General features: G+C 74.7%; 22 protein-coding genes. 4 read left to right on the forward strand and 18 right to left on the reverse strand.

What is annotated here, in order from left to right:
• Window positions 1–47: 47 nt before the first annotated feature.
• The 3 genes from ABD358_RS20695 to ABD358_RS20705 all read right to left on the reverse strand — a co-directional run bounded on the left by ABD358_RS20695 (window position 48) and on the right by ABD358_RS20705 (window position 3,189).
• A complete protein-coding gene (locus ABD358_RS20695) occupies window positions 48–944 on the reverse strand; it encodes a carbohydrate ABC transporter permease (RefSeq protein ID WP_425576379.1) in 897 nt (298 codons plus the stop codon).
• Window positions 941–1,810: a carbohydrate ABC transporter permease gene (locus ABD358_RS20700; RefSeq protein WP_344632651.1), complete on the reverse strand. Its 870-nt coding sequence runs from the start codon at window positions 1,808–1,810 to the stop codon at window positions 941–943. Before ABD358_RS20700 ends, ABD358_RS20695 begins: the two co-directional genes overlap by 4 nt.
• 86 nt (window positions 1,811–1,896) lie before the next feature.
• Window positions 1,897–3,189, reverse strand: coding sequence for an extracellular solute-binding protein (locus ABD358_RS20705; RefSeq protein ID WP_344632584.1), 1,293 nt, complete (start codon window positions 3,187–3,189; stop codon window positions 1,897–1,899).
• A gap of 145 nt (window positions 3,190–3,334) precedes the next feature.
• Between ABD358_RS20705 and ABD358_RS20710 the strand changes: the two genes are divergently transcribed.
• Together ABD358_RS20710 and ABD358_RS20715 are read left to right on the forward strand one after the other, a co-directional pair.
• Window positions 3,335–5,341, forward strand: coding sequence for a beta-galactosidase (locus ABD358_RS20710; RefSeq protein ID WP_344632585.1), 2,007 nt, complete (start codon window positions 3,335–3,337; stop codon window positions 5,339–5,341).
• Between the two features lie 116 nt (window positions 5,342–5,457).
• The gene (locus tag ABD358_RS20715; RefSeq protein WP_344632586.1) at window positions 5,458–6,579 is read left to right on the forward strand and encodes a glycoside hydrolase family 53 protein; all 1,122 of its coding nucleotides are present in this window, start codon (window positions 5,458–5,460) and stop codon (window positions 6,577–6,579) included.
• Window positions 6,580–6,689: 110 nt separating this feature from the next.
• Here the strand turns inward: ABD358_RS20715 and thpD are convergent, their stop codons facing one another.
• The 5 genes from thpD to ABD358_RS20740 form a co-directional block, all read right to left on the reverse strand.
• Window positions 6,690–7,589, reverse strand: a complete 900-nt coding sequence (gene thpD, locus ABD358_RS20720) for an ectoine hydroxylase (RefSeq protein WP_344632587.1) — start codon at window positions 7,587–7,589, stop codon at window positions 6,690–6,692.
• A 124-nt stretch (window positions 7,590–7,713) separates the two neighbouring features.
• Window positions 7,714–8,118 carry an ectoine synthase gene (locus tag ABD358_RS20725; protein WP_344632588.1) on the reverse strand — a complete coding sequence of 135 codons (405 nt, stop codon included), beginning with the start codon at window positions 8,116–8,118 and terminating at the stop codon, window positions 7,714–7,716.
• Window positions 8,119–8,236: 118 nt separating this feature from the next.
• The gene (gene ectB, locus ABD358_RS20730; RefSeq protein ID WP_344632589.1) at window positions 8,237–9,505 is read right to left on the reverse strand and encodes a diaminobutyrate--2-oxoglutarate transaminase; all 1,269 of its coding nucleotides are present in this window, start codon (window positions 9,503–9,505) and stop codon (window positions 8,237–8,239) included.
• A gap of 71 nt (window positions 9,506–9,576) precedes the next feature.
• Complete coding sequence (ectA, locus tag ABD358_RS20735; RefSeq protein ID WP_344632590.1) at window positions 9,577–10,143, reverse strand: diaminobutyrate acetyltransferase; 567 nt, start codon at window positions 10,141–10,143, stop codon at window positions 9,577–9,579.
• A gap of 438 nt (window positions 10,144–10,581) precedes the next feature.
• Complete coding sequence (locus ABD358_RS20740; RefSeq protein WP_344632591.1) at window positions 10,582–11,187, reverse strand: SigE family RNA polymerase sigma factor; 606 nt, start codon at window positions 11,185–11,187, stop codon at window positions 10,582–10,584.
• A gap of 95 nt (window positions 11,188–11,282) precedes the next feature.
• On the opposite strand from ABD358_RS20740, the gene ABD358_RS20745 reads away from it, so the two are divergent.
• Together ABD358_RS20745 and ABD358_RS20750 are read left to right on the forward strand one after the other, a co-directional pair.
• A complete protein-coding gene (locus ABD358_RS20745) occupies window positions 11,283–12,383 on the forward strand; it encodes an amidohydrolase family protein (protein WP_344632592.1) in 1,101 nt (366 codons plus the stop codon).
• 252 nt (window positions 12,384–12,635) lie between these two features.
• A complete protein-coding gene (locus tag ABD358_RS20750; protein ID WP_344632593.1) occupies window positions 12,636–13,640 on the forward strand; it encodes an SCO1860 family LAETG-anchored protein in 1,005 nt (334 codons plus the stop codon).
• Window positions 13,641–13,753: 113 nt separating this feature from the next.
• Here ABD358_RS20750 and cobC read toward each other — a convergent pair whose 3' ends face one another.
• From cobC to ABD358_RS20800, 10 genes are read right to left on the reverse strand one after another with little or no spacing between them, the layout of a single operon-like run.
• Window positions 13,754–14,863, reverse strand: coding sequence for an Rv2231c family histidinol phosphate aminotransferase CobC (gene cobC, locus ABD358_RS20755; protein ID WP_344632594.1), 1,110 nt, complete (start codon window positions 14,861–14,863; stop codon window positions 13,754–13,756).
• Complete coding sequence (locus ABD358_RS20760) at window positions 14,847–15,761, reverse strand: sirohydrochlorin chelatase (protein WP_344632595.1); 915 nt, start codon at window positions 15,759–15,761, stop codon at window positions 14,847–14,849. Before ABD358_RS20760 ends, cobC begins: the two co-directional genes overlap by 17 nt.
• Window positions 15,758–16,396, reverse strand: coding sequence for a precorrin-8X methylmutase (locus ABD358_RS20765; RefSeq protein ID WP_344632596.1), 639 nt, complete (start codon window positions 16,394–16,396; stop codon window positions 15,758–15,760). The genes ABD358_RS20760 and ABD358_RS20765 overlap by 4 nt, the downstream gene beginning before the upstream one ends.
• Window positions 16,393–16,716, reverse strand: a complete 324-nt coding sequence (locus ABD358_RS20770) for an ATP-binding protein (protein ID WP_344632597.1) — start codon at window positions 16,714–16,716, stop codon at window positions 16,393–16,395. The genes ABD358_RS20765 and ABD358_RS20770 overlap by 4 nt, the downstream gene beginning before the upstream one ends.
• Window positions 16,713–18,473, reverse strand: a complete 1,761-nt coding sequence (gene cobJ / locus ABD358_RS20775; protein WP_344632652.1) for a precorrin-3B C(17)-methyltransferase — start codon at window positions 18,471–18,473, stop codon at window positions 16,713–16,715. Before cobJ ends, ABD358_RS20770 begins: the two co-directional genes overlap by 4 nt.
• A 14-nt stretch (window positions 18,474–18,487) precedes the next feature.
• Complete coding sequence (cbiE, locus tag ABD358_RS20780) at window positions 18,488–19,732, reverse strand: precorrin-6y C5,15-methyltransferase (decarboxylating) subunit CbiE (RefSeq protein WP_344632598.1); 1,245 nt, start codon at window positions 19,730–19,732, stop codon at window positions 18,488–18,490.
• Complete coding sequence (locus ABD358_RS20785) at window positions 19,729–20,904, reverse strand: cobalt-precorrin-5B (C(1))-methyltransferase (RefSeq protein WP_344632599.1); 1,176 nt, start codon at window positions 20,902–20,904, stop codon at window positions 19,729–19,731. The genes cbiE and ABD358_RS20785 overlap by 4 nt, the downstream gene beginning before the upstream one ends.
• Window positions 20,897–21,778 carry a precorrin-4 C(11)-methyltransferase gene (gene cobM, locus ABD358_RS20790; protein WP_344632600.1) on the reverse strand — a complete coding sequence of 294 codons (882 nt, stop codon included), beginning with the start codon at window positions 21,776–21,778 and terminating at the stop codon, window positions 20,897–20,899. Before cobM ends, ABD358_RS20785 begins: the two co-directional genes overlap by 8 nt.
• Window positions 21,775–22,533: a precorrin-2 C(20)-methyltransferase gene (gene cobI, locus ABD358_RS20795; protein WP_344632601.1), complete on the reverse strand. Its 759-nt coding sequence runs from the start codon at window positions 22,531–22,533 to the stop codon at window positions 21,775–21,777. Before cobI ends, cobM begins: the two co-directional genes overlap by 4 nt.
• Window positions 22,530–23,924, reverse strand: coding sequence for a cobyrinic acid a,c-diamide synthase CobB (locus ABD358_RS20800; RefSeq protein ID WP_344632602.1), 1,395 nt, complete (start codon window positions 23,922–23,924; stop codon window positions 22,530–22,532). Before ABD358_RS20800 ends, cobI begins: the two co-directional genes overlap by 4 nt.
• Window positions 23,925–23,934 lie beyond the last annotated feature (10 nt).

Below are 23,934 nucleotides of genomic sequence, written 5' to 3' on the forward strand. Positions count from 1 at the left end.
CCCCGCTCTCTTCCCACGTCCTCCGGGGCCCCCGACGGGGTCCCCGGTCAGGACTTTACGGCTCCGGACAGCAGGTCCAGACTCCAGAACCGCTGGATCACCAGGAACAGGACGATCAGCGGCAGCACGGCCAGCAGCGCGCCCGTGATCACCAGGGTGTACAGGGCGGGGGTGCTGGCCCCCTGCTGGAGCAGGGTGAACAGGCCGAGCGTGACCGGGAACTTCTCGTCGTCGCCGAGCATGATGTACGGCAGCAGGAAGTTGTTCCACACCGCGACGAACTGGAAGAGGAACACCGTCACCAGGCCCGGCAGCATCATGGGCAGCGCCAGGGAGCCGAAGATCCGCCACTCGCCGGCGCCGTCCACCCGACCCGCCTCGACCACGTCCGGGGGGACGGCCGCGGAGGCGTAGACACGGGCCAGGTAGACGCCGTAGGGGGAGAGGATCTGCGGCAGCAGCACCGAGAGGCGGGTGTCGGCCAGCCCGGCCTCGGCCAGCAGCAGGTACTGCGGCACGGCCAGGATGACCGGGGGCATCAGCACCCCGGTGAGGAGGACGTTGAAGACCGTCTCCCGGCCGCGGAAGCGGTAGACGGCCAGGGCGTAGCCGGCGAGGGCGGAGACCGCGGTGGACAGCAGGGCCCCCGCCCCGGCGTAGAGGGCGGAGTTGGCCATCCACCGCCAGTAGACGCCGTCGCGGTAGGCGGACAGGTCCGTGAGGTTCTCGGCCAGGCCGGTGCCGGGCAGGAAGGTGAAGGTGGAGAACAGTTCGCGGCCGGACTTGGTCGCCGCGACCAGCACCCAGGCGACCGGCAGCAGGCAGTACAGGGCGCCCAGGAGCAGCGCGGCGGTGGGGAGCAGCGCGGTCCGGCGCGGGGGGCGCGGGGGCCGCGCGGCGGTGCGGGCCGGGGCGGGGGAGGCGGCGGGAGCGGTGGCGGTCAACGGGATTCCCCCTGCCTGGTACGGGAGCCGACTGCCTTCAGGAAGCCGAAGGAGAGGACGAGCGTCACCACGGCGAGGACCACCGCGGTGGCGGCCGCGCTGTGGACGTCCCCCTCGACGAAGGCGTCCTGGTAGACCTTCATCAGCGGACTCCAGGTGGTGGAGACGCCGTTGGTGAGCGGTTTGAGCGTGGTGGGCTCGCTGAAGACCTGGAGGGTGGCGATGACAGAGAAGAAGAAGGTCAGCACCAGCGACGGCGCCACCATCGGGATCTTGACGCGCAGCGCGATCTGCAGCTGCGAGCAGCCGTCGAGCCGGGCGGCCTCGTAGATCTCCGCCGGGATCGCGCGCAGCGACGTGTAGATCACGATCATGTTGAAGCCGGTGCCGCCCCAGACGGCGATGTTGGCGAGCGCGGCGTACAGCGGGCCGCCGTCGAGCAGGTTCGGCTGCGGCAGGCCCAGCTCGCCGAGCACGAAGTGGAACGGGCTGACGTCCGGCAGGTAGAGGAAGCCCCACAGCAGCGCGGCGATCACTCCGGGGACGGCGTACGGGAGGAAGATCCCGAGCCGGGCGAAGGAGCGGCCCCGGACCCGGTCGGCGTCCAGCATCAGGGCGAAGAGCAGGGCCAGGCCGAGCATGACCGGGACGACGATCAGGCCGTAGCCCAGCACCCGCAGCGCTCCGGCGGCCAGTTCGGGGTCGGCGAGGGCGTCGGCGTAGTTGGACAGGCCGGCCCACACCTCCCGGCGGGCCCCGCTGCCCAGGCCGAGCCCCTGGATCTCGACCGCGCGGAGGCTGAGGTACAGGGCGTGGCCCACGGGGAGTGCGAAGAAGAGGACGAACAGGGCGACCGCCGGCAGCAGGAAGAGGTACGGCGCGCGCCGCTCGCCGCGTCCCCTTCCCGCCGCCGAGGCCGCCCGCGGCGCGGTGGCCGCGGATGCCGGACGCTTCACTCGGCGACCTCGAAACCCTGCTTCTCCATGTCCGCCACGGTCGTCGCGTGCATGGTGCGCAGCGCGGCGCCGAAGTCCGAGCGGTTCTTGGCGGCCTTGCCGAAGGCGTCCTTGAAGGTGCTGTAGGCGACGTTGACGTTGGGGCCCCACGCGGCGGGCGCGGTGCCCCGGGCGATCTCGGCGGCGCGCTCGTAGAAGTCGGGCTGGTTGGAGAAGAACTCCGGCGCCTTCTTCAGCGCCTCACCGGTCTGGGCGGCCTTGGCGGCGGGGTAGACGCCGCTCTCCCGCACCAGGGCGGCCAGCGCCTCGGGGTCGGTGTTGAGCCAGGTGGCGAACTCGGCCGCGGCCTCCTTGTGCTCGGAGTCGTTGGTGACGGCCGTGGTGGAGCCGCCCCAGCTTCCGGTGGCGTTCGCGCCCTTCTCCCACTGGGGCAGCGGCGCCATGGCCCACTTGCCCTTGGTGTCGGGGGCGGCGGTGGTCAGCGTGCCCGGGGCCCACACGGCGCTGACCCAGGCGATCTGCTTGCCGGTGTTGAGGGCCTTGTTCCAGGCCGGGGTGTACATCGGCTGGTTGTCGACGGCGCCCTCCTTCACCAGGCCGCCCCAGAAGTCGGCGACCTTCCGGGTGGCGTCGTCGTCGATGGCGACCTTCCACTTCTGCCCCTCGGCGGTCCACCACCGCGCGCCGGCCTGCTGGGCGAGACCGGCGAACAGGCCCGCGTCGTTGCTGGAGAAGGTGGTGAGGTCCTTCTCCGGGGCCTTCTTCTTCAGCTCGCGCGCGGTCTCGGCGAACTCCTCCCAGGTGGCGGGGACGGACAGGCCGTACTCCTCGAAGAGGTCCTCCCGGTAGAAGAACATCATCGGCCCCGAGTCCTGGGGGAGGGCGTAGACGGCGTCGGTGCCGAGGGTGACCTGCTGCCAGACGCCGGGGGCGAACTCCTTCTCCGCGTCGCCCACCAGGCCGGACATGTCGGCGAGGACGTCGTTGCTGACCAGGGTGGGAAGCGCCTGGTACTCGGCCTGGAGCAGGTCGGGCGCCTCGCCCGCCTTGGCCGCGGTGATGGTCTTGGTCACCAGGTCGTCGCCGCCGGCCTGCTTCTTGACCGTGACCTTCACGTCCGGGTGCTCCTCGTTCCAGAGCGCGGCGACCTTGTCCATCCCCGGGGCCCAGGCCCAGTAGGTCAGCTCGACCGGACCGGAGGAGCCGGGGTCCTCCGAGGAGCCGCATCCGGTGATGGCCGCGGCCGCCAGAACGGTCGCGGCGCACAGCGCGACGGTGCGGTTGTTCATGGTGCCTCCCTGGCAAACGTTCTGTGAACGTGCACAGTAGAGAAACACAACCGACACTTGTCAATGGTCGTGCTCGTGGGGTTCTCTAAGGACATGCAGCCGTTATGAGGCTGTGAACGTTCCCAATCCGGAGTCAGGAGTACGCATGGTGCGCCTCGCCTACGGCGGCGACTACAACCCCGAGCAGTGGCCCGAGGAGGTCTGGCACGAGGACGTCGCGCTGATGCGCGAGGCCGGGGTGACCATGGTCAGCGTCGGGATCTTCTCCTGGGCGATGATCGAACCCCGCGAGGGCGAGTACGACTTCGGCCGTCTCGACCGGATCGTCGGGCTGCTCCACGACAACGGCATCGGCGTCGACCTGGCCACCCCCACCGTCGTGCCGCCGGCCTGGTTCTACCGCGCCCACCCCGAGGCGCTGCCCGTCAGCCGGGAGGGCGTGCGCTGGGAGTTCGGCTCGCGCGGCGCGATCTGCCACAACTCGCCCGCCTACCAGGAGGCGGCGGCCCGGGTCACCCGTGCGCTGGGCGAACGCTACGGGAAGCACCCGGCGGTGACGATGTGGCACGTCCACAACGAGTACGGCGTCCCCGTCCTGGAGTGCTACTGCGAGACCTCCGCCGCCGCCTTCCGCCGGTGGCTGCGCGAGCGCTACACCACCCTGGACGCCCTCAACGCCGCCTGGGGAACGGCCTTCTGGGGCCAGACCTACCACGACTGGGAGGAGATCGCCCCGCCCCGCCTCACCCCCACCGTCTGCAACCCCGCCCAGCGCCTGGACTACCGGCGCTTCGCGGGCGACAGCGCCCTGGCGAACTTCCGCCGCGAGCGCGACATCCTCCACGAGCTGTCCCCGGGCGTCCCCGTCACCACCAACTTCATGGTCTCGCCCACCCAGTGCGACACCATCGACTACTGGGCCTGGGCCCGCGAGGTCGACATCGTCACCAACGACCACTACCTGGTGGCCGAGGAGGACCGCAACCACGTCAACCTCTCGATGGCCGCGGACCTGACCCGCTCGGTCGCCGGCGGCGCGCCGTGGCTGCTGCTGGAGCACTCCACCAGCGGCGTCAACTGGCAGCCGCGCGGCATCGCCAAGCGCCCCGGCGAGATGGCCCGCAACTCCCTGGCGCACGTCGCCCGGGGCTCCGAGGGCGCGATGTTCTTCCAGTGGCGCGCCTCCCGCGCCGGCGCGGAGAAGTTCCACTCGGCGATGGTCCCCCACGCCGGCACCGACAGCCGAGTCTGGCGCGAGGTGGTCGAACTCGGCGCCCACCTCGGCGCGCTGGAGGAGATCCGCGGCACCCGCACCGTCGCGGACGTCGCGGTGGCATGGGACTGGCAGTCGTGGTGGGCGCAGAAGCTGGAGTGGCGCCCCAGCGAGGACCTCGACACCCGTGAACGAGCCGAGGCCTGGTACGCCGCGCTCTTCGACCGCCACCTGACCGCGGACTTCGTCCACCCCGGGACCGACCCGGCGCGTCTGGCGGAGTACCCGCTGCTGGTGGTGCCCGCGCTCTACCTGACCACGAAGGCCGCCGGGGAGAACCTGCGCGCCTACGTGGAGGGCGGCGGCACCCTGGTCGTCTCCTACTTCTCCGGCATCGTCGACGAGCACGACGCCGTCCACCCCGGTCCGCACCCGGGCGCGCTGCGGGACGTGCTGGGGCTGACGGTGGAGGAGTTCCAGCCGCTGAGGAAGGACCAGAAGGTGACGGTCGGGGCCGCCGGCCGCCCGGCGCTGGAGGGCGACGTGTGGGCCGAGACCGTGGTGGCGCGCGGCGCCGAGACGGTGTGGTCCTACACCGACGGGCCGGCCGCCGGCGGACCGGCCGTCACCCGCCACCGGCTGGGCCGGGGCACCGCCTGGTACGTCTCGACGCGGCTCGGCCGGGACGGGCTCGACGCCGTCCTCGCCGAGGCGTGCGCGGACGCGGGCCTGGCGCCGCGCGACGAACTCCCGCACGACGTGGAGGTGGTGCGCCGCTCGGGCGAGCACGGCACCTACCTCTTCGCCCTCAACCACACCGGCGCCGACGCCAAGGTGCCGCTGGAGGGGGCCGGGACGGAACTCCTCGGCGGCGAGCGGGTGGCCGGGCACCTCGCGGTGCCCGCGGGCGGGGTGCGCGTGGTCCGTCTCGACGGCTGACCGCTCCCGGCCCGCCCGCCCCGGGGGGCGGCGGAGAACGCCGGAAGCAACGCAGGAAGACCACCGCAGGAACCCAGGAACCCAGGAACTCAGGAACGCAGGAAGAAAGGGCCGCCATGCGCAGACGATCCCTCCTGCGGCTGGGAGCAGCCGCTCTCGCCGCCCCCGCCCTGGCCACCGCCGTACCCGGCACGGCCGCCGCCGCACCGCGCCTCCGCATTCGCGGGGCCGACCTGTCGTCCCTGGCCAAGAGCGAGGCCCTGGGCGGGATCTACCGCCGGGCCGACGGCCGCCGGGACGACGCCGTCCGCATCCTGGCCGGGGCCGGGGTCAACTGGGGCCGGCTGAAGGTCTGGGTGGACCCGGCCGACGGCTACCACACCAGGCCGCACATCCTGCGGACGGCCCGGCGCCTGCACGCGGCGGGCATGAGGCTCCTGGTCGACTTCCACTACTCCGACACCTGGGCCGACCCCGGCAAGCAGTACAAGCCCGCCGCCTGGGAGGACCTCCACGGGACCGCGCTGGAGCAGGCCGTACGGGACCACACGGCCGACGTCCTGGGGGCGCTGCGCGCCCAGGGCACCCCGGCCGCCATGGTCCAGATCGGCAACGAGATCAACGGCGGCATGCTCTGGCCCGACGGCTCCACCGACGACTGGCCGCGGCTCGCGGCCCTGCTCACCGCGGGGGCCGAGGCGGCGCGCGCCGCCTCGCCGGGCATCCGGATCGCCCTCCACCTGGCCGAGGGGGGACGGAACGAGGCCACCCGCTGGTGGTTCGACAACGCGGTGGCGCACGGCGTCCCCTTCGACGTCATCGCCCTGTCCTTCTACGGCTACTGGCACGGCACGCTCGCCGACCTCCAGGCCAACCTGAACGACGTCTCCGCCCGCTACGGCAAGGACGTCGTCGTCGCCGAGACGGCCTACCCGTTCCGGCTGGACAGCCGGGACTCCCTGGAGAACATCATCGACCTGCCCTCCGAGCTCGTCCCCGGCTACCCCGCGACCCCCGAGGGCCAGTCCGCGTGGCTGCGCGACATCGCGGCGGTCGTGGCCGCCGTCCCGGACCGGCGGGGCCTGGGGCTGTTCTACTGGGAGCCCACCTGGACGGCCGTGCCCGGCAACGGCTGGGACCCGGCCGACCCGGCCTCCGGCAACGGCTGGGAGAACCAGGCGCTCTTTGACTACGACAACCGCGCCCTCCCCGCCCTCAGGGTGCTGGGCCGGGGCTGACGGCCCGGTCCGGCACCGGCCGGCGGGGGAGGAGGGGCGGGGCCGCCGCGGCGGCCCCGCCCCTCTGCGTCCGGCGCGCCGCACCCGTTCGGGGGGTCACGCCGCGCGTCTCACCTCACCGGGGTGAAGTCCCGCGCGCCGATGAACTCCGGGCGCCTGACGGGCGCCGCGAACGGCTCCACCGCGGCGTTCTCCACGCTGTTGAAGACGATGAAGACGTTGCTCCGCGGATAGGGGGTGATGTTGTCCCCCGAGCCGTGCATGCAGTTGCAGTCGAACCAGGTCGCCGACCCCGGCCTGCCGGTGAACAGCCGGATGCCGTGCTCGGAGGCCATCCGGGTCAGCGCCTCGTTCGACGGCGTGCCCGCGTCCTGCATCTGCAGCGACTTCTTGTAGTTGTCCTTCGGGGTGGCGCCCGCGCAGCCGAGGAACGTCTTGTGCGACCCCGGCATGATCATCAGGCTGCCGTTGGTGTCGTGGTTCTCGGTCAGGGCGATCGAGACGGACACCGTCCTCATGCGCGGCAGGCCGTCCTCGGCGTGCCAGGTCTCGAAGTCGGAGTGCCAGTAGAACCCCGAGGCGCCGAAACCCGGCTTGACGTTGATCCGGCTCTGGTGGACGTAGACGTCCGAGCCGAGGATCTGCCGTGCGCGGCCCACCACGCGCGGGTCCCGTACCAGGCCGGCGAAGACCTCGCTGATCCTGTGGACCTCGAAGACGGAGCGGATCTCCTGCGACTTCGGCTCGACGATCGAGCGCTCGTCGGCGCGGATCACCGGATCGGAGATCAGCCGCTCCAGCTCCCGGGCGTAGACGCCGACCTCGTCGGGGGTGATGAGCTGGTCGATCGCCAGGAAGCCGTCCCGCTCGTAGGCGGCGAGGTCGGAGGGCTCGATCGGCCCCGGAGCCCCCGGGTCGGACCACACGACCGGGTCCTGGCGCGGCGTGATCACCTCGGTGGCGCCCCGCGTCGGGTACAGGTCGATGGTGCGTTCGGGTGCGGTGGTCATGCTGTTGCTCCTCTCCTCTGACAAGGCCCTGTCCTCTGTGCCGGCCTGCTGCCGGGGGGATCCGCCGCCCGCGCGGCCTCCGTGCGGCCGCGGTGTTCCCGGGCGCGGCCCCGGCGCGGTCCCCTCAGACCCCTTCCGGTTCGGTGAGCAGCGGGTAGACACCGTTCTCGTCGTGGTCCTCGCGCCCGGTGACGGGCGGGTTGAAGACGCAGACGCAACGGAAGTCCGTCTTAGGACGGAGTGTGTGCTTCTCGTGCCCGTCCAGCAAGTACACGGTGCCGGGGGTGATCCAGTGCTTCTCGCCGGTCTCCTCGTTGGTGAGCTCGGCCTCGCCCTCCACGCAGTAGACGGCCTCGATGTGGTTGGCGTACCACATGGAGGTCTCGGTGCCGGCGTAGAGGACGGTCTCGTGCAGCGAGAAGCCCACGCGTTCCTTGGCCAGGATCAGGCGCTTGCTGCGCCAGGTCCCGGAGGCCGACTCCACGTCGCGGTCGGTGCCCTCGATGTCCTGCAGGGATCGGACGATCACGGTGTTCGGTGCCTTTCTTCCGACGGCCGTCCCGGTTTCCCGGAATGGGCCGAATGGGTGATGCCTGCGGTGTCCCGGGCGCTGCCGGGGGGATGCCGAGTTGCCGCTCGGCACCGCCTTACGCGGTCTCGCGGACCGCGCGGGCGAGGATCCGCAGGCCCTCGTCCAGCTCCTCGGGCGAGATGGTCAGCGCCGGGAGCAGCTTGACGACCTCGCTCTGGGGGCCGGAGGTCTCGATGAGCAGGCCGAGTTCGAAGGCGCGCGAGGCGACGGCGCCGGCGCGGGACCTGTCGTGGAACTCCAGGCCCCACACCAGGCCGCGGCCGCGGACATCGGCGACCTCGTCGCCGTGCTCGGCGGCGATGGCGCGCAGGGCGGTCTCGACCTGCTCGCCGCGGGTCAGGGTCTGCTTCTCCGTCTGGTCGTCGGTCCAGTACGCGTTCAGCGCGGCGGTGGCGGTGACGAAGGCCGGGTTGTTGCCGCGGAAGGTGCCGTTGTGCTCGCCGGGCTCCCACACGTCCAGCTCCGGCCGGAACAGGGTCAGCGCCATGGGCAGGCCGTAGCCGCTGATGGACTTGGAGACGGTGACGATGTCGGGGACGATGCCCGCCTCCTCGAAGGAGAAGAAGGCGCCGGTGCGGCCGCAGCCCATCTGGATGTCGTCGACGATCAGCAGCATGTCCTGGCGTTTGCACAGGTCGGCCAGGGCGCGCAGCCACTCGGGCCGGGCCACGTTGATGCCGCCCTCGCCCTGCACGGTCTCGACGATCACCGCGGCGGGCTGGTTCAGCCCGGAGCCGGCGTCCTGCAGCAGCCGCTCGAACCACAGGAAGTCCTCGACCTTGCCGTCGAGGTAGTTGTCGAACGGCATGGGGGTGCCGTGGACCAGCGGCACGCCCGCGCCGGCCCGCTTGAAGGCGTTGCCGGTGACCGCCAGCGCGCCCAGCGACATGCCGTGGAAGGCGTTGGTGAAGGAGACGATCGATTCGCGGCCCTTGACCTTGCGGGCCAGCTTCAGGGCCGCCTCCACGGCGTTGGTGCCGGTGGGGCCGGTGAACATCACCTTGTGGTCCAGGCCGCGCGGCCGCAGGACGACCTCCTGGAACGTCTCCAGGAAGGCCCGCTTGGCGGTGGTGGACATGTCCAGACCGTGGGTGACGCCGTCGCGCTCCAGGTAGTCCAGCAGGGCGCGTTTGAGGACCGGGTTGTTGTGGCCGTAGTTCAGTGATCCGGCCCCGGCGAAGAAGTCGAGCCAGACGCGGCCGTCCTCGTCGTACATGCGGCTGCCCTGGGCCCGGTCGAAGACGGCGGGCCAGCCGCGGCAGTAGCTGCGCACCTCCGACTCCAGGGTCTGGAAGATGCTCAGGTCCGGCTGGGTGATGGTCACGGGAATCTCCTGGAAGAGGTTCTGCGGAGGAGTGTGGGTCTGGGGGCGCCTGCCGTGCGGGGGCGCGGCGGTCAGCGGCCGGCGGAGACGGCCGCGGGTATCGGCCCGATCCGGTACAGCACCTCGGGCTCGTGCCCGCCCTCCGGGAACAGCACGCCGTCGAAGAGGACCTCGCGGTGCACCGGCGCGCCGTGCCGGCGCGCGTAGGAGGTGAACAGGCGGTTGGAGGCGGTGTTGTCAGGGGTGATCGTGGTCTCGATCCCGTCGATGCCCAGCTCCTCGGCGACCCGGGCGGTCAGCCCGTCGAGCATCGCCGCGGCGAGGCCGCGTCCGCGCTGCCCGTGGTCGACGGCCACCTGCCAGACGACCAGGGTCCGGGGGCGCTGCGGGCGGATGTAGCCGGTGACGAATCCCACCGGCCGGCCGTCGCCGTCGCGCGCCACCACGGAGGTGGCGGCGAAGTCGCGGCACCACAGGAGGTAGCTGTAGGAGGAGTTCAGGTCGAGCGTCCGGGAGTCGCGGGCGATGCGCCAGATCGCGGCCCCGTCCTCCACGCGTGGTACGTCGAGCCTCAGTCCTTCCGGTATTCCGATGGTTCTGCTGGTGGTGCTTGCATGCTCTGCCGGTGCAGCGGTCATGCAAATCCAACTTACCCAGGAAGATTTCAAATCACATCGTGATGAGGGGTTACCTTGGGGAAGTGGTTGTGATATCGCGCGTGGGTGCATGCGCGCACGAACGCCGGATGGAATGCCTGTTTTGCGGGGTATTTTTCGGGCAAACAGGAGCGCGTGTTGTCTTGATCACAGGTCCATAACATGCCGACGGGCTGTCCGAAATACACGGTTCGCCGATATCGAATCTTGGCGTTTAACGGCTTCGGAACCGGGTAGGTGATCCACGGGATTATCTTCGGAGAATTACCTCCAATTCATTTTCTATTCACGTGCGTAATCCCGGTGATATCGAATCGTGAGGTCATGCGCGCGGCTCGTCGCGGTCTTCCGGGAGAACACCCGGCCCCTTCGCCGCCGCCGGGCCGCGGGCAGGCGCCCGCGGCCCGGCGGCGGGCGCGGTCACCAGGCGGGCCGGGGTCCCGGCCGCCCGGAGCCGGGCAGGGTCCGGGCGGGGCCGGCCCCGCCCGCCGTCGCCGCCCCGGCCGGCCCCGCCGCCGTCGGGCGCGCCGGCCCGGGCCGGCCGGGCGACAGCAGCCGCTCCAGTTCGGCGAGCCCGCGCGAGGTCTGGCTCTTCACGGTGCCGACCGAGATGCCCAGGGCCAGGGCGGTCTCCTTCTCGGACAGGTCGAAGGCGTGCCTCAGCACGACGCACGCCCGTTTCCGCAGCGGCAGCCGGGCGAGCGCCCGGCGCACGTCCAGCACCGCGGGCACGTCCGGATCGGTGACGCGGTCGGGCCGCTGCGACCAGAACAGGGCGATCCGGCGGCGCTCCCGCCGCAGGCTGCGCAGGCGGGAGCGGGCCATGGCGGTGAGCACGCCGCGCGCGTACGAGGCGGGGCACTCGTCGGCGCGGGCCCGGTCCCACCGGTGCCACACCGCGACCAGGGCGTCGGCGGCGAGGTCGTCGGCTCCCCCGGCCTCCCCCAGCAGGAGATGGGCGAGACGGGACAGGTCGGTGTAGTGGCGGTCGAAGAAGGCGTGGAACTCTTCGGTGGGGGCGTCCACGCTGCCTCCTTTGGGGTCGGCGGATGCTGTGCGGTGCGCGACCACGACCCCCTGTGGCTGCGTGAACGTAGCAGGCGACTCGTACAGTGCGCCATATGAGCGAGCGCGGGAATCTGCACATCAAGGGACGCGTCCTGACCGGACCGGACCCGGACGCGGACGTCCGGGACGAGTTGTGGGTCGTGGACGGCCGGATCACCTACGAACGCCCCCGGGGCGTCCGGGAGACCGTCACGGTCGAGGGCTGGGTGCTGCCCGGCCTGGTGGACGCCCACTGCCACGTCGGCCTCGACGCCCACGGCGCCGTCGACGAGGCCACCAGCGAGAAGCAGGCGCTCACCGACCGGGACGCGGGGACGCTGCTGATCCGGGACGCCGGCTCCGCGGCCGATACCCGCTGGATCGACGACCGCGAGGACCTGCCGCGGATCATCCGCGCGGGCCGCCACATCGCCCGCACCAGGCGCTACATCCGCAACTACGCCCACGAGATCGAGCCCGGGGACCTGGCGGCGTACGTGCGGCGCGAGGCCCGGCGCGGCGACGGCTGGGTCAAGCTCGTCGGCGACTGGATAGACCGCGAGCAGGGCGACCTCGCCCCCTGCTGGCCGCGCGAGGCGGTCCGGGAGGCCATCGCCGCCGCCCACGAGGAGGGGGCGAGGGTCACCGCCCACTGCTTCGCCGAGGACTCGCTGCGCGACCTGGTGGAGGCCGGCATCGACTGCGTCGAGCACGCCACGGGGCTGACCGAGGAGACCATCCCGCTGTTCGCCGAGCGCGGCGTCGCCATCGTCCCCACCCTGGTCAACATCGCGACCTTCCCCCGGCTCGCCGAAGGCGGGGAGAAGAAGTTCCCGCGCTGGGCGGACCACATGCGCCGGCTCCACGAGCGCCGGTACGACACCGTGCGCGCGGCCTGGGACGCGGGCATCCCCGTCTTCGTCGGCACGGACGCGGGCGGCTCCCTGGCCCACGGTCTGGTCGCCGACGAGGTGGCCGAGCTGGTGGCGGCGGGCATCCCGCCGGTGGACGCCCTGTCGGCGACCACCTGGGCGGCCCGCGCCTGGCTCGGGCGGCCCTCCCTGGAGGAGGGCGCCGAGGCGGACCTGGTGGTCTACGAGGCGGACCCGCGGGCCGACGTACGGGTGCTGGCCGCACCCCGCAGAGTGGTGCTCCGGGGGCGCGTCGTGCGGTAGGCGTCCGGAACGGGGGAGCGGGCGGGGCCGGTCCCGGGACCGGCCCCGCCCCGGGAACGAAGGGGCCATGGATACCCAGGAGTTGCGATTCGAAAACCGTGACGGGTGTTACTCGTACGGGTGAACTCACGCCGTGTGTATGACTTTTGACGGTGCGTACGTCAACGATGGCAGGGTCTCAAGTCACCGGCACGAGCGATGTCCCCCATTGGCCGTGCCGGTGACGCCATGTCATCTGTGGGGGTTCCACCTGTGAACAAGTCTGTCTACAGCCTGCTCGCCGCCGCTGCCCTGGTGGGGGTGGCCGCCGTACCCGCGCACGCCACCGGGAACGGCGGCAAGGGCACGGCGAGCGCGGCCGTCCTCCGGGCGAAGCTCGACGTCTCGCTGCTCGACGGGACGGCCGCCGTGCCGCTGACCACCGAACTCAACGCCGTCCGGGCGCCCGAGAGCGCCGGGAGGACCGCCCTGACGGTCCGGCTGGAGGGCGCGCACGGCGGCAGGCCGATCAGGATGCTGCACGCGGACGCCGCCACCGCGAAGGCGACCGCGGACGAGGGGAGGAGCGAGGGGTACTCCAACGTGGTCAACGCCAAGGTGTACGTGCCCGGACTGACGCCGGGGCGGCCCCTGGTCAAGGCCGACGTGATCACCTCCCGGGCGGTGTGCGAGGCCGGCGCCCGGCCGACCGCGAAGTCGGAGATCCCCGGCACGGTCACGGTGCTCGGCAAGCAGGTCGCGGTGCGGGCCGAGGGCACCACCAAGGTCGAGGCCGACGGCCTCGGCACGGTCGAACTGCGCCTGGCCGAGACCGTCACCACCTCCCGCACCGCCGCGGCCACCGCGCTGGCGCTGGACGTCGCGGTGGACCCGGCCGAGCTGGGCGTCGCCAAGGTCAGGGGCCGGGTGACGCTGGCGGAGGCCGCCTGCGAGACGCCGGGCGGCAACGGCGGCGGGAACAGCGGCGGCAACGGCACCGCCGGCGGCGACGGCGGTGGTGACAACGGCGGCGCCACCGGTGGCGACGGCGGCGGCGACAACGGCGGAACCACCGGCGGCGACGGCGGCAAGGGCGAGACCGCGGGCAGCGGCGGGAACGAGCCGCAGACCCAGACCAGCTCCGACCGGCCCGGCGGGGGCCCCAACCTCGCCGAGACCGGCGGCGACTCCGCCACCCCGTACATCGCGGGCGGCGCCCTGGCGTTCCTGGCCGCGGGCGGCGCGCTGGTGCTGCTGCGGCGCCGTCGCGCCTCCTGACGCCCGGCCGCCGGTGAACCGGTGAAGCCGCGGCGCGGCGGCGGGACGCAGCCCGGGCCCCGCCGCCGCGCCGCTCCCGGCGCACTCCCTCAGCGCGTCCTCCGGCGCACCCCTCAGCACACCCCGAGCGCGGCCAGCGCCCGCACCAGACGGTCGGTGGTGGCCCTCTCCCGCACGGCCAGCCGCAGCCACCGCCGGTCCAGGCCGGGGAAGGTGTCCCCGCGGCGCACCGCGATGCCCAGCCCCCGCAGCCGCTCCCGCAGCGCCGCCGCCTCCGGGTGCCGGACCAGCACGAAGGGCGCCCGCGGATCCGGGGTCGCGGGCCGCAGCCCGGTGAACTCCGCGAGCCGCTCCAGCAGGTACGCCCGGTCCCCGGCGATCTCCCGCGCCGCGCGCTCGGCCTCGGCCAGCGCCGCCGGGGCGCAGCACGCCTCGGCCGCGACCAGCGCGGGGGAGGAGACCGGCCACAGCGGCTGGTGCCGCGCGAGACGGGCGACGGTCCCCGGGTCGGAGAGCACGTAGCCGACGCGCAGGCCCGCCAGTCCCCAGGTCTTGGTGAGGCTGCGCAGCACCACGGTGGTGCCCGGCAGCTCGGTGACCCGGGAGGCGAGGGACTCCCGCTCGCCCGGCACCGCGTCGATGAACGCCTCGTCCACCACCAGCGTCCGGCCCGGCCGCGCCAGCGCCTCCAGGGCGGACGCCGGGTGCAGCACGGACGTGGGGTTCGTCGGATTGCCGACGACCACCACGGGCGCCCCGGGCGGGACGAGGGCGGGGTCGAGCCGGAAACCGTCCCGTTCGGGCAGCACGACGCGCTCCACCTCGTGGCCCGCGTCCCGCAGGGCGGCCTCCGGCTCGGTGAACTGCGGATGCACCACCACCGGCCGTCCCGTGCCCGGCGCACCCTCCCGCAGCGCCCGGGCGAGCAGGACGAACGCCTCCGCCGCGCCCGCCGTCAGCAGCACGCACTCCTCGGGCAGCCCGTGCCGGGCCGCCACCGCGCGCCGGGCCGCCCGCCCGTCCGGGTAGGCGGCCAGCGAGTCGAGGGAGGCGGCGATCCGCTCCTTCAGCCAGGCGGGGGGCGTGCCGGAGCGGACGTTGACCGCGAGGTCCACCAGGTCCGCCCCCGCGTCCCTCACCTCCGCGTCGCCGTGGTGGCGCAGGTCGTGCGGGGCCGGCGCGCTCCGCCCGGGGGCGCCCGCCGGCTCAGTGGGCGTGCGCATGGCCGCCGTGGTGGTGATGGTGGTGCCCGTCGTCGTCCGGGTGGTGGTGCGGCTGCTGCGGCATGCCGACCTTGTCCTCGAAGCCGGGCAGCGCGATGCGGTAGACGCAGGAGTCGCAGTTCATCCGCAGGTCGCCCCTCAGGGCCTCCTCGTACCGCTCCCAGACCAGCCCCGCCAGCTCCTCGGTGGGGCCGATGACGTCGGCGCAGCGCACCTCGGTGTCCGGGTGGGTCCCGGCCCACTCCTCGGCCTGCGTCCGCACCCGGTCCGGCAGGATGCCGGTGAACAGGAAGTACGGCAGCACCACGATCCGGCGGGCGCCCAGCCTCCGGCAGCGCTCCAGGCCGGCGGGGACGTCGGGCGCGGCGAGCGAGACGAACGCCGCCTCCACGCCCGCGAAGCCGCGTCCCTCCCACAGCAGCCGGGCCGCCTTGTGCACCTCGGCGTTGGCGTCCGGGTCGGTCGAACCGCGGCCCACCAGCAGCACCGTCGTGCCGGCCCGGTCCCAGGGGGTCTGCCCCGGGCCGCCCAGCGCCTCGTCCAGCCGGCGCTCCAGCACGCCCAGCAGCGCCGGGTGCGGGCCCAGCGGGCGGCCGTACGCGTACGAGGTGCCCGGGTGGCGGAGCTTCTCGCGGGCCAGGGCGGCCGGGATGTCGCCCTTGGCGTGCCCGGCCGACACCAGCATCAGCGGGACGGCGGCGAAGTTCCGCACGCCGCGGCCGGCCAGTTCGGCGACGGCGTCCGCGAGCGGCGGCGGCGACAGCTCGATGAAGCCGCCCGCGACCGGGATATCCGGCCGGAGGGCGCCGAGGTCGCGCACGAAGGACCGGAACGCCTCGGCGCCGGCGTCGTCACGGGTGCCGTGGCCGACGAGAAGCAGGGCCGGCGGTGTGGTCACAGGGTCTCCTTGGCAGTGCCGGTGGAGGGCCGCCCCGCGGTCGGGTGCGGCGTCTCCAGAGGGGTGTACAGAAGGGCGTTGAGGGCGGCGGCGGCCACCGCGCTGCCGCCCTTCTCCGAGACGTTGCTGACGGCCGGCAGCCCGCTGGCGCGCAGGGCGGCCTTGCTCTCGGCCGCGCCGACGAACCCGACGGGCAGGCCGATCACCAGGGCGGGGTCCGCGTCCAGGGCGAGGAGTTCGAACAGGGCGGTGGGCGCGCAGCCGATCACCCACACCGCGCCGGGGCCCACCTCCTCCAGGGCCAGCCGGACCGCGTGCGCCGAACGGGTCAGCCCCGGGCCGCCCGAGGCGTCGGCGAGGCGGCACACCGCCCTCCGGCGGGTGATCCCGGCGGCGACCATCTCGACGTCGGCCACGACCGGCGCACCGGCGTGCAGGGCGGCGTGCGCCGCGCGCAGCGCCTCCTCGTCGGTGACCAGGTCGTCGGCGTACGCCAGGTCGGCGCTGGAGTGGATCACCCGCTCCACCACCGCCCGGGTCAGCGGCGGCAGGTGCGAGGTGTCCAGCCGGGAGCGCAGGATGCGGTACGACTCCTCCTCGATGGGGTGGACGGTGCGGGATGTCGGGGGCGTCACGGCGTCTCCTCGGGGGTGCTTCCCCCGGGCGGCGGCCCGGGGGTCTCCACGGCGGTCGTCGTCCGGGCGGCCGTCCCGGGGGCCGTTCCGCCGGCCGTGCGGGCGGTCTCCTCGATCGCGTCGACGGGGCACACCTCGACGCACTCCAGGCAGCCGGTGCACAGCTCCGCCCGCACCAGCAGCGTGCCGCCCAGCGGGCGTATCGCGTGGACCGGGCAGGTCAGCAGGCAGGCGCCGCAGCCCGCGCAGCGCGCGGTGACGGCCACGGGCGCCGGCGGGACGGCGGGCGGCATGGCGGGGAGCGCGGCGGGGGGCGTCACGAGCCCCCCTGCCAGCGGTAGCCGCGCGGGGTGACCATGCGTCCGGCGACGGTGCGGGTGGCGGTGTTGCCGACGGTCACCACGGTCATCATGTCGACCGCGGCCGGGTCGAGCCCGCCGAGCGTGGTGACGGTCACCCGCTCGCCGGGCCGCGAGGCGTTGCGCACCACGCCGACGGGCGTGTCCGGGGCGCGGTGCTCCGCCAGCAGGGCCAGCGCCTTGGGGAGCTGCCAGTCGCGTCCCCGGCTGCGCGGGTTGTAGAACGTCACCACCAGGTCCGACTCGGCCGCCGCCCGCACCCGGCGCTCGATGACCTCCCAGGGCGTGTGGAGGTCGGACAGGCTGATCGAGACGTGGTCGTGGCCCAGCGGCGCGCCCAGCAGCGCGGCGGCGGCGAGCGCGGCGGTGACGCCGGGCACGCCCACCACGTCGATGTCCGCCGTCGCCTCGGCCAGGGCGGGGGAGGCCATGGCGTACACCCCGGCGTCGCCGCTGCCGATCAGCGCCACCGCGCGGCCCGCGCGGGCCTCGGCCACGGCGGTGCGGGCCCGCTCCTCCTCCGCGCCCAGCCCCGACTCCAGCACGCGGGTGCCGGGGCGCAGCAGGTCGCGGATCTGGTCCACGTACTGGTCGAGGCCGACGACCACCGAGGCGCGGCGCAGCTCGTCGCGGGCGCGCGGGGTGAGCAGGTCGCGGGCGCCGGGGCCGAGCCCGACGAGGGCCAGTCGCCCGCGCGTCCGGCGCCGCGCCACGGCGCAGGTGGCCATCGCCGCCCGTCCGGGGACCTCCGACTTCCGCTTGGGCACGACCAGTTCGGCGCCCTCGCCGCAGGCGAGCAGCGCGGCGGCCTCCGCCACGCTCGGGGTGCCCACGGCCGCCAGCGGCGCGTCGGACGGATGGGGGACGGGCACGGCCGCCAGCTCCCCGGCGGGGTACGTCCGCACCGGCACGCCCAGCCGCCGGGCCGCCTCGACGATGCCGGGCTCGTCCGCCTTGGCCTCGACCGTGGCCAGTTCGGCGACGCTGCGGGGCGACAGCCCGGCGTCGGCCAGCGCCCGCTCCACCAGCGCGGTGATCTCGTCGGCGGGCGCGCCCCGGCTGGCCCCGACGCCGACCGCGAGGGTGGCGGGCCGCAGCACGGCCGTGCGGGCGTCCGGTTCCAGGGCGCGGTCGGTGACCAGCACGGTGTACCCGCCGCCGGACCCGGCATCGCTCTCCGCGCCGTCGCCGGCGGTCTCGATCACGTTGGGCGGCAGCGCCGGGAGGGGGAAGGGGACATGCCGCACCAGACGGACGGGCTCGCCGTCGAGGACGGCCCGCGACACCGCCGCGACGGCTCCCTCGACGGGCAGGCCGAGGGTGTCCAGACCGGGGACGCCGACGGCGTCCGTGGCGGTGGTGACGACGGGACGGCAGCCCGGCAGCACCTCGGCCACCGCGTGCGCCAGCTCGTTCGCGCCGCCCGCGTGGCCGCCCAGCAGGGCCACCGCGTACCGCTGCGCCTCGTCCACGCACACCACGCCCGGGTCGCTCTCCTTGTCGCCGAGCAGCGGGGCGACCAGCCGTACGGTCGCGCCGGTGGCCAGGAAGCAGACGATCCGGTCGCACTCGGCGAACGCGCGGGCGACGGCGTCGCGGACGGTGCCCGCACCGCCGGCGCCGCCCGTGTCGTAGACGCGGGTCGCCTCCGGCCAGGCGGCGGCCAGCCGGTCGCGGGCGCGCCGCCCGGCGGCGGTGGCGGAGACGAGGCCGATCAGGCCGTTGGGGGCGTTCACGCAAGGGCTCCTTCGGTGGCGGGGCGGGTGCCCCACAGGACGAAGACGGGATTGGCGGCGGCGAGCCGTGTCACGCCGCCGGGCAGGGGGGACAGCCGGGAGGACTGCAGCAGCACGCCGTCGCAGGCCAGCCCGGCGGCGCCGAGCGCGGCCCGCACGGCGGGCACCCGGTCCAGCGCGGCGAGCGTGACGACGACGGTGCGGCGGGCGCGGCGGGCGCACAGCGAGACGATCGCCTCCAGCTCCCGGCCCCCGCCGCCGACGAACACCGCGTCGGGGTCGGGAAGCCCCGCCAGCGCGCCGGGCGCGGCGCCGTGCACGGTCTGGACGTCCACGCCGTGGGCGGCGGCGTTGGCCCGGCAGCGCTCGGCGCCGTCGGCGGCGCGCTCCACGGCGATGGCCGCCGCGCCCAGCCGCGCGCACTCCACCGCGACCGAGCCGGAGCCCGCGCCCACGTCCCACACCAGATCGCCCGGACGCGGCCCGAGCCGGGCCAGGGCCAGGGCCCGCACCTCGTACTTGGTGACCATCGAGTCGCGGTGGACGAAGGCGTCCTCCGGCAGCGCCCACCCGGCGGGCGGGCGCCGCGGCCCGGCGAGCGCCCGGGGGGCGGGGGCCAGGAGGCGGGCCTCGTCCAGGCAGAGCACCACGCTCACCTCGTCGGGCCAGACGCGTCCGGCGGCCTCGGCGGGGGAGAGCCGCTCCACGCGCTCGCCGGCCGTGCCCAGCAGGCTCGCCACCACCAGGGTGCGCGGCAGCCCGGTGCCCGCCAGGGCGGCGCCCAGCTCGGCGGGGCCCGCGCCGGGACCGGTCAGCACGGCGGTCTTGGGGTGCGCGCGGCAGACGTTGACGGCGGTGCGCGGGTCGCGCCCGTGCGCGCTGACCACGGCCGCGTCGTCCCACGGCAGCCCGGCGCGGGCGAAGGCGAGGGCCACGGAGGGGACGGAGGGCCGCACGTCCAGGGCGCGCGGGCCGAAGCGCTCGGCGAGCGCCCGGACGATCCCGAAGAACCCCGGGTCGCCGGAGGCCAGCACCACCACCCGGCCGCCCCCGCCGGGCGCCGCGGCCAGGTGCTCCGCCACCGCGTCCAGGGCCGGGGCCAGCGGGCCCAGCACCACGCGCCGCACCCCGGGCGGCACGCCGGCGGCGTCCAGATGGCGGCGGGCGCCCACGGCCAGGGACACGTCCCGCCAGTCGGGCCCCGTGCCCGCGGCGGTGCCCGATCCGACGACGGTGATCACCGCAGCAGCCCCCCGCCGCCGGAGTGCCGGGCGATCACCGTGCGGCCCGTGAAGTCCACCAGGGCCGCCTCCGCCGCGATCCGGCGGTCCGTGAAGCGCTCCAGCACGTCCACGACCCGGCGGCACAGCTCCGCTCCCGCCGTGGGCAGCAGACCCGCCGCGTCCCACAGCTCGTAGGCGTGGCGGGCGGTGTTGGCCACGGCGACCTCGGCCGCCACCGGCTCCGGCCCGCCCACCGCGCGGGTGACGCCGGCCAGGACGGAGGTGTCCACCTTCGACCGCGTGTAGTGCGTCATCAGCACGCCGGAGGCCAGCTTGGTCAGCTTCCCCACCATGCCGACGAACACCACCCGGCCCACACCGTGCTCCACGGCCCGCCGCAGCGCGGCGCCCGTGAAGTCGCCGACCTCGATGAAGCACACCTCGGGCAGGTCCGGCAGCAGCTCCATGGCGCCCTTCTCGGTGCGGCCGCCGGTGCACAGCACCACGGCCGGGGCGCCCTGCGCGGCGGCCACCGACACCGCCTGCTCCACGCTCGCCCGCCACGAGGCCGTCGAGAAGGGCCGCACGATCCCGGTCGTCCCCAGGATGGAGATGCCGCCGAGGATGCCGAGCCGGGCGTTGGTGGTCTTCCGGGCGCGCTTCTCGCCGTCCGGCACGCTGATGGTGACGTCCACGCCGCGGGAGGCGACGTCGACGACCTCGCCCACCGCCCGGCTGATCATGGCGCGGGGCACCGGGTTGATCGCCGGGCCGCCCACCTCCAGACCGAGCCCCGGCCTGGTGACGACGCCGACGCCGATCCCGCCGTGCAGCCCGATGCCCGGCTCGTCCCGCCAGCTCACCGTGGCCGTCAGGTGCGAGCCGTGGGTGACGTCCGGGTCGTCGCCCGCGTCCTTGACCACGACCGCCTCGGTGCGGCCCGGCCGCAGCTCCGTGGAGCTCTCCACGGCGAACGTCACCCGCCGCCCCGACGGCAGCGCGACCTCCACCCACGGCTGGGGCTCGCCCGTGACCAGGTGCAGCGCGGCGGCCCGGGCCGCCGCCGACGCGCAGGTGCCGGTCGTCCAGCCGGTGCGCAGCGCCTTCGGCCGCTGCTTGGCGGTGCGCGGCAGGTCCGGCTCCCGCAGCACCGGCCCCGGCTCGGGCTCCCGGTCCGGCCGCTCACCCACGGTCCGTCTCCAGGGGTGCCGGGGCGCCCGCCCGCCGGGCCGCCCGCAGCGCACGCCGGGCCGCGGGCTCGGCACGGCGGTGGCCGTGGAAGTGCCCGGGGTGGTACAGGTGCGAGCGGGTGCCGGAGGCGGACAGCGCCGGGCCGACGAGGAACAGCGTGTGCTTCCACAGCCGGTGCTCCTTGACGGTCTCCTCCAGCGTGCCGACCGTGCAGCGCAGCACCAGCTCGTCCGGCCAGGTCGCCTGGTGGGCGATCACCACCGGGGTGTCGGTCGGGTAGCCGCCCTCCAGCAGCTCCACCGCGAGCTGCCCGGACCGCGCCGCGGACAGGAAGACCGCCATGGTCGTGCCGTGCCGGGCGAACTCCCGCACCTCCTCGCCGGGCGGCATCGGCGTCTTGCCGCCGCCCAGCCGGGTGAGGATCACCGACTGGGCGACCTCCGGGATCGTCAGCTCCCGTCCCGCGATGGCCGCCACCGCCGAGAACGACGACACCCCGGGCACGATCTCCACCTCGACGCCCAGCTCCGCGCAGCGGTCCACCTGCTCCTGGGTGCCGCCCCACAGCGACGGGTCGCCGGAGTGGATCCGCGCCACCTTCAGGCCCTCGCGGGCGGCCCGCTCGTAGACGGCGACGACGTCCTCCAGGGACATCGACGCCGAGTCCAGCACCTCCGCGTCGGCGCGGGCGTGCTCGAGGACCTCCTCGCGCACCAGGCTGGCCGCCCAGATCACCACGTCGGCCTCGGCGATGGCGCGGGCGGCGCGGAAGGTGAGCAGGTCCGCGGCGCCGGGCCCGGCGCCCACGATGGTCACCTTCCCGGCGCGGGGCGCGGCGGTGTCCGGTGCGGTGGTGTCCGGCGCGGCGGTCACAGTTTGCCTCCTCGGCTCTCGCGGCGGGCGGGGGCGATCAGCGTGGACAGATAGGGCAGGGACCCTCCGGCGGCCAGTTCCTCCGCCAGCTCGGCCGCCGGGCGGATCGACTCCTCCGGCAGCCCCAGCGACGAGCCCCACACCGCCCCCTCCAGGCGGCCCGTGGCGCGCAGCGCGTCGGCGACCTCGCCGGCCAGCCGCCCGAACTTGTACGCCACCACCGTGCCCGGACCCCGGAGGGCCTCCTCGAGCACCGCCGTCCCCGCCGTCACCGGCACCAGCGTCAGCGGTTCCGTGCCCTCGGCGAGCACCGCCCCGCCGCGCGCGGCCAGGTCCTGCATCGCGGTGATGCCCGGCACGGTCTCCACGGCGGTCCCGGGCACCAGCCCGGCGACGGTCTGGGCCAGGTAGGTGAAGGTGGAGTAGACGTTGGGGTCGCCGATGGTGGCGAAGGCCACGGTCCCGTGGACGCGCAGCAGTTCGGCGACGCGCTCGCCCGCCGCGTCCCAGGCGGCCTCGCGGCGGGCCCGGTCGCTGCGCTCGTTGAGGGCGAAGACGACCCGCTCGACCCTCTCGCGCGACACGTGGTGCAGCACGGTGGCCTCCGCCCTGCCCGTGCCGCCGTCCTCCATCACGGGCACGACCACCGCGCCCGCCGAGCGCAGCGCCTTCACCCCCTTGACGGTCACCAGATCCGGATCGCCGGGGCCGACCCCGACGCCGATCAGCCGCGGCCCGCTGCCGGTGCTGTTCATGCGGCACACCTCTCGACACACCCGTTGACGAAACGCCGGGCCACGGACGGCTCGGCGGCCCAGTGCACATGCAGATACGAGGCGTGCACACCGCCCCTGACGAAACCCTCGACCCGCCGCTCGCGGCCGGCGCCCCAGGTCAGGCCCCACGCCGGGGACCGGTCCGCCCCGAGGTCCCCGGCGTGGGGCTCCACCGCCGTGCGGTGGAATTCGTGGCCGCGCACCCGCGTCCCGGCGGCGGCCAGGACGCTGTCGCCGACGGCGACCGCCTCCCGGTAGCCCAGGGTGAGCCGCTCCGTCATCCGGGCGGTCACGTCCAGCACCCCGCACATCGGGGCGCCGTCCAGCTCCCGCGCCAGGTACAGCAGTCCGGCGCACTCGGCGGCGACCGGCGCCCCGGAGGCGGCCAGCGCCGCCACCTCCCGGCGCAGCGGCTCGTTCGCCGACAGCTGGGGCGCGTACACCTCCGGGAAGCCCCCGCCGACGACCAGCCCGGCCGTCCCCGGCGGCAGGGCGGTGTCCCGCAGCGGGTCGAAGACGGCCACCTCCGCGCCCGCCGCCCGCAGCAGCTCGGCGTGCTCGGCGTAGGAGAAGGTGAACGCGGCCCCGCCCGCGACGGCCACCACCGGCCGCCGCCCGCGCGCCGCCCCGGCGGGGGCGGCCGGGGGCGCCCACGGCTCCTGCGGCAGCGGCGGCGCGGAGTGCGCCAGGGCGAGCAGCGCCGTCAGGTCGCAGCCGGACCGCACCCGCTCGGCCAGCTCGGCCACCGCCCCGGCCGCCTCCGCCCGCCGCTCGGCCGCCGGGACCAGGCCCAGGTGCCGCGACGGGGTGCGCACCCCCTCCGCGCGGCGCAGCACGCCCAGCACCGGCACGCCCGAGGCGTCCAGCGCCTCGCGCAGCAGCTCCTCGTGGCGGTCGGAGGCGACCTTGTTGAGGATCACCCCGGCGACGCGCACCTCCGGGTCCCAGGACGCGAAGCCGTGCACCAGCGCCGCCACCGAGCGGGACTGCGAGGAGGCGTCCACCACCAGCACCACCGGTGCCCGCAGCACCTTCGCCACCTGCGCCGTCGAGCCGAGTTCGCCCTGCCCGGCGGCGCCGTCGTACAGCCCCATCACGCCCTCGACCACGGCCAGGTCCGCGCCGGCCGCCCCGTGGAGGAACAGCGGCGCGATCAGCTCCGGGCCGCACAGGTACGCGTCGAGGTTGCGGCCCGGGCGTCCGGTGGCCAGCGCGTGGTAGCCCGGGTCGATGTAGTCCGGGCCCACCTTGTGCGGGGACACCTCCAGCCCGGCCGCCGCGAAGGCGGCCATCAGGCCGGTGGCGACGGTGGTCTTGCCGCTGCCCGAGGAGGGCGCGGCGATCACCAGCCGGGGGACGGCCGTGCTCATGCGCCGATCA

Origin of the sequence: Streptomyces glaucosporus (assembly GCF_039533345.1) — a bacterium.
GTDB lineage: Bacteria > Actinomycetota > Actinomycetes > Streptomycetales > Streptomycetaceae > Streptomyces > Streptomyces glaucosporus.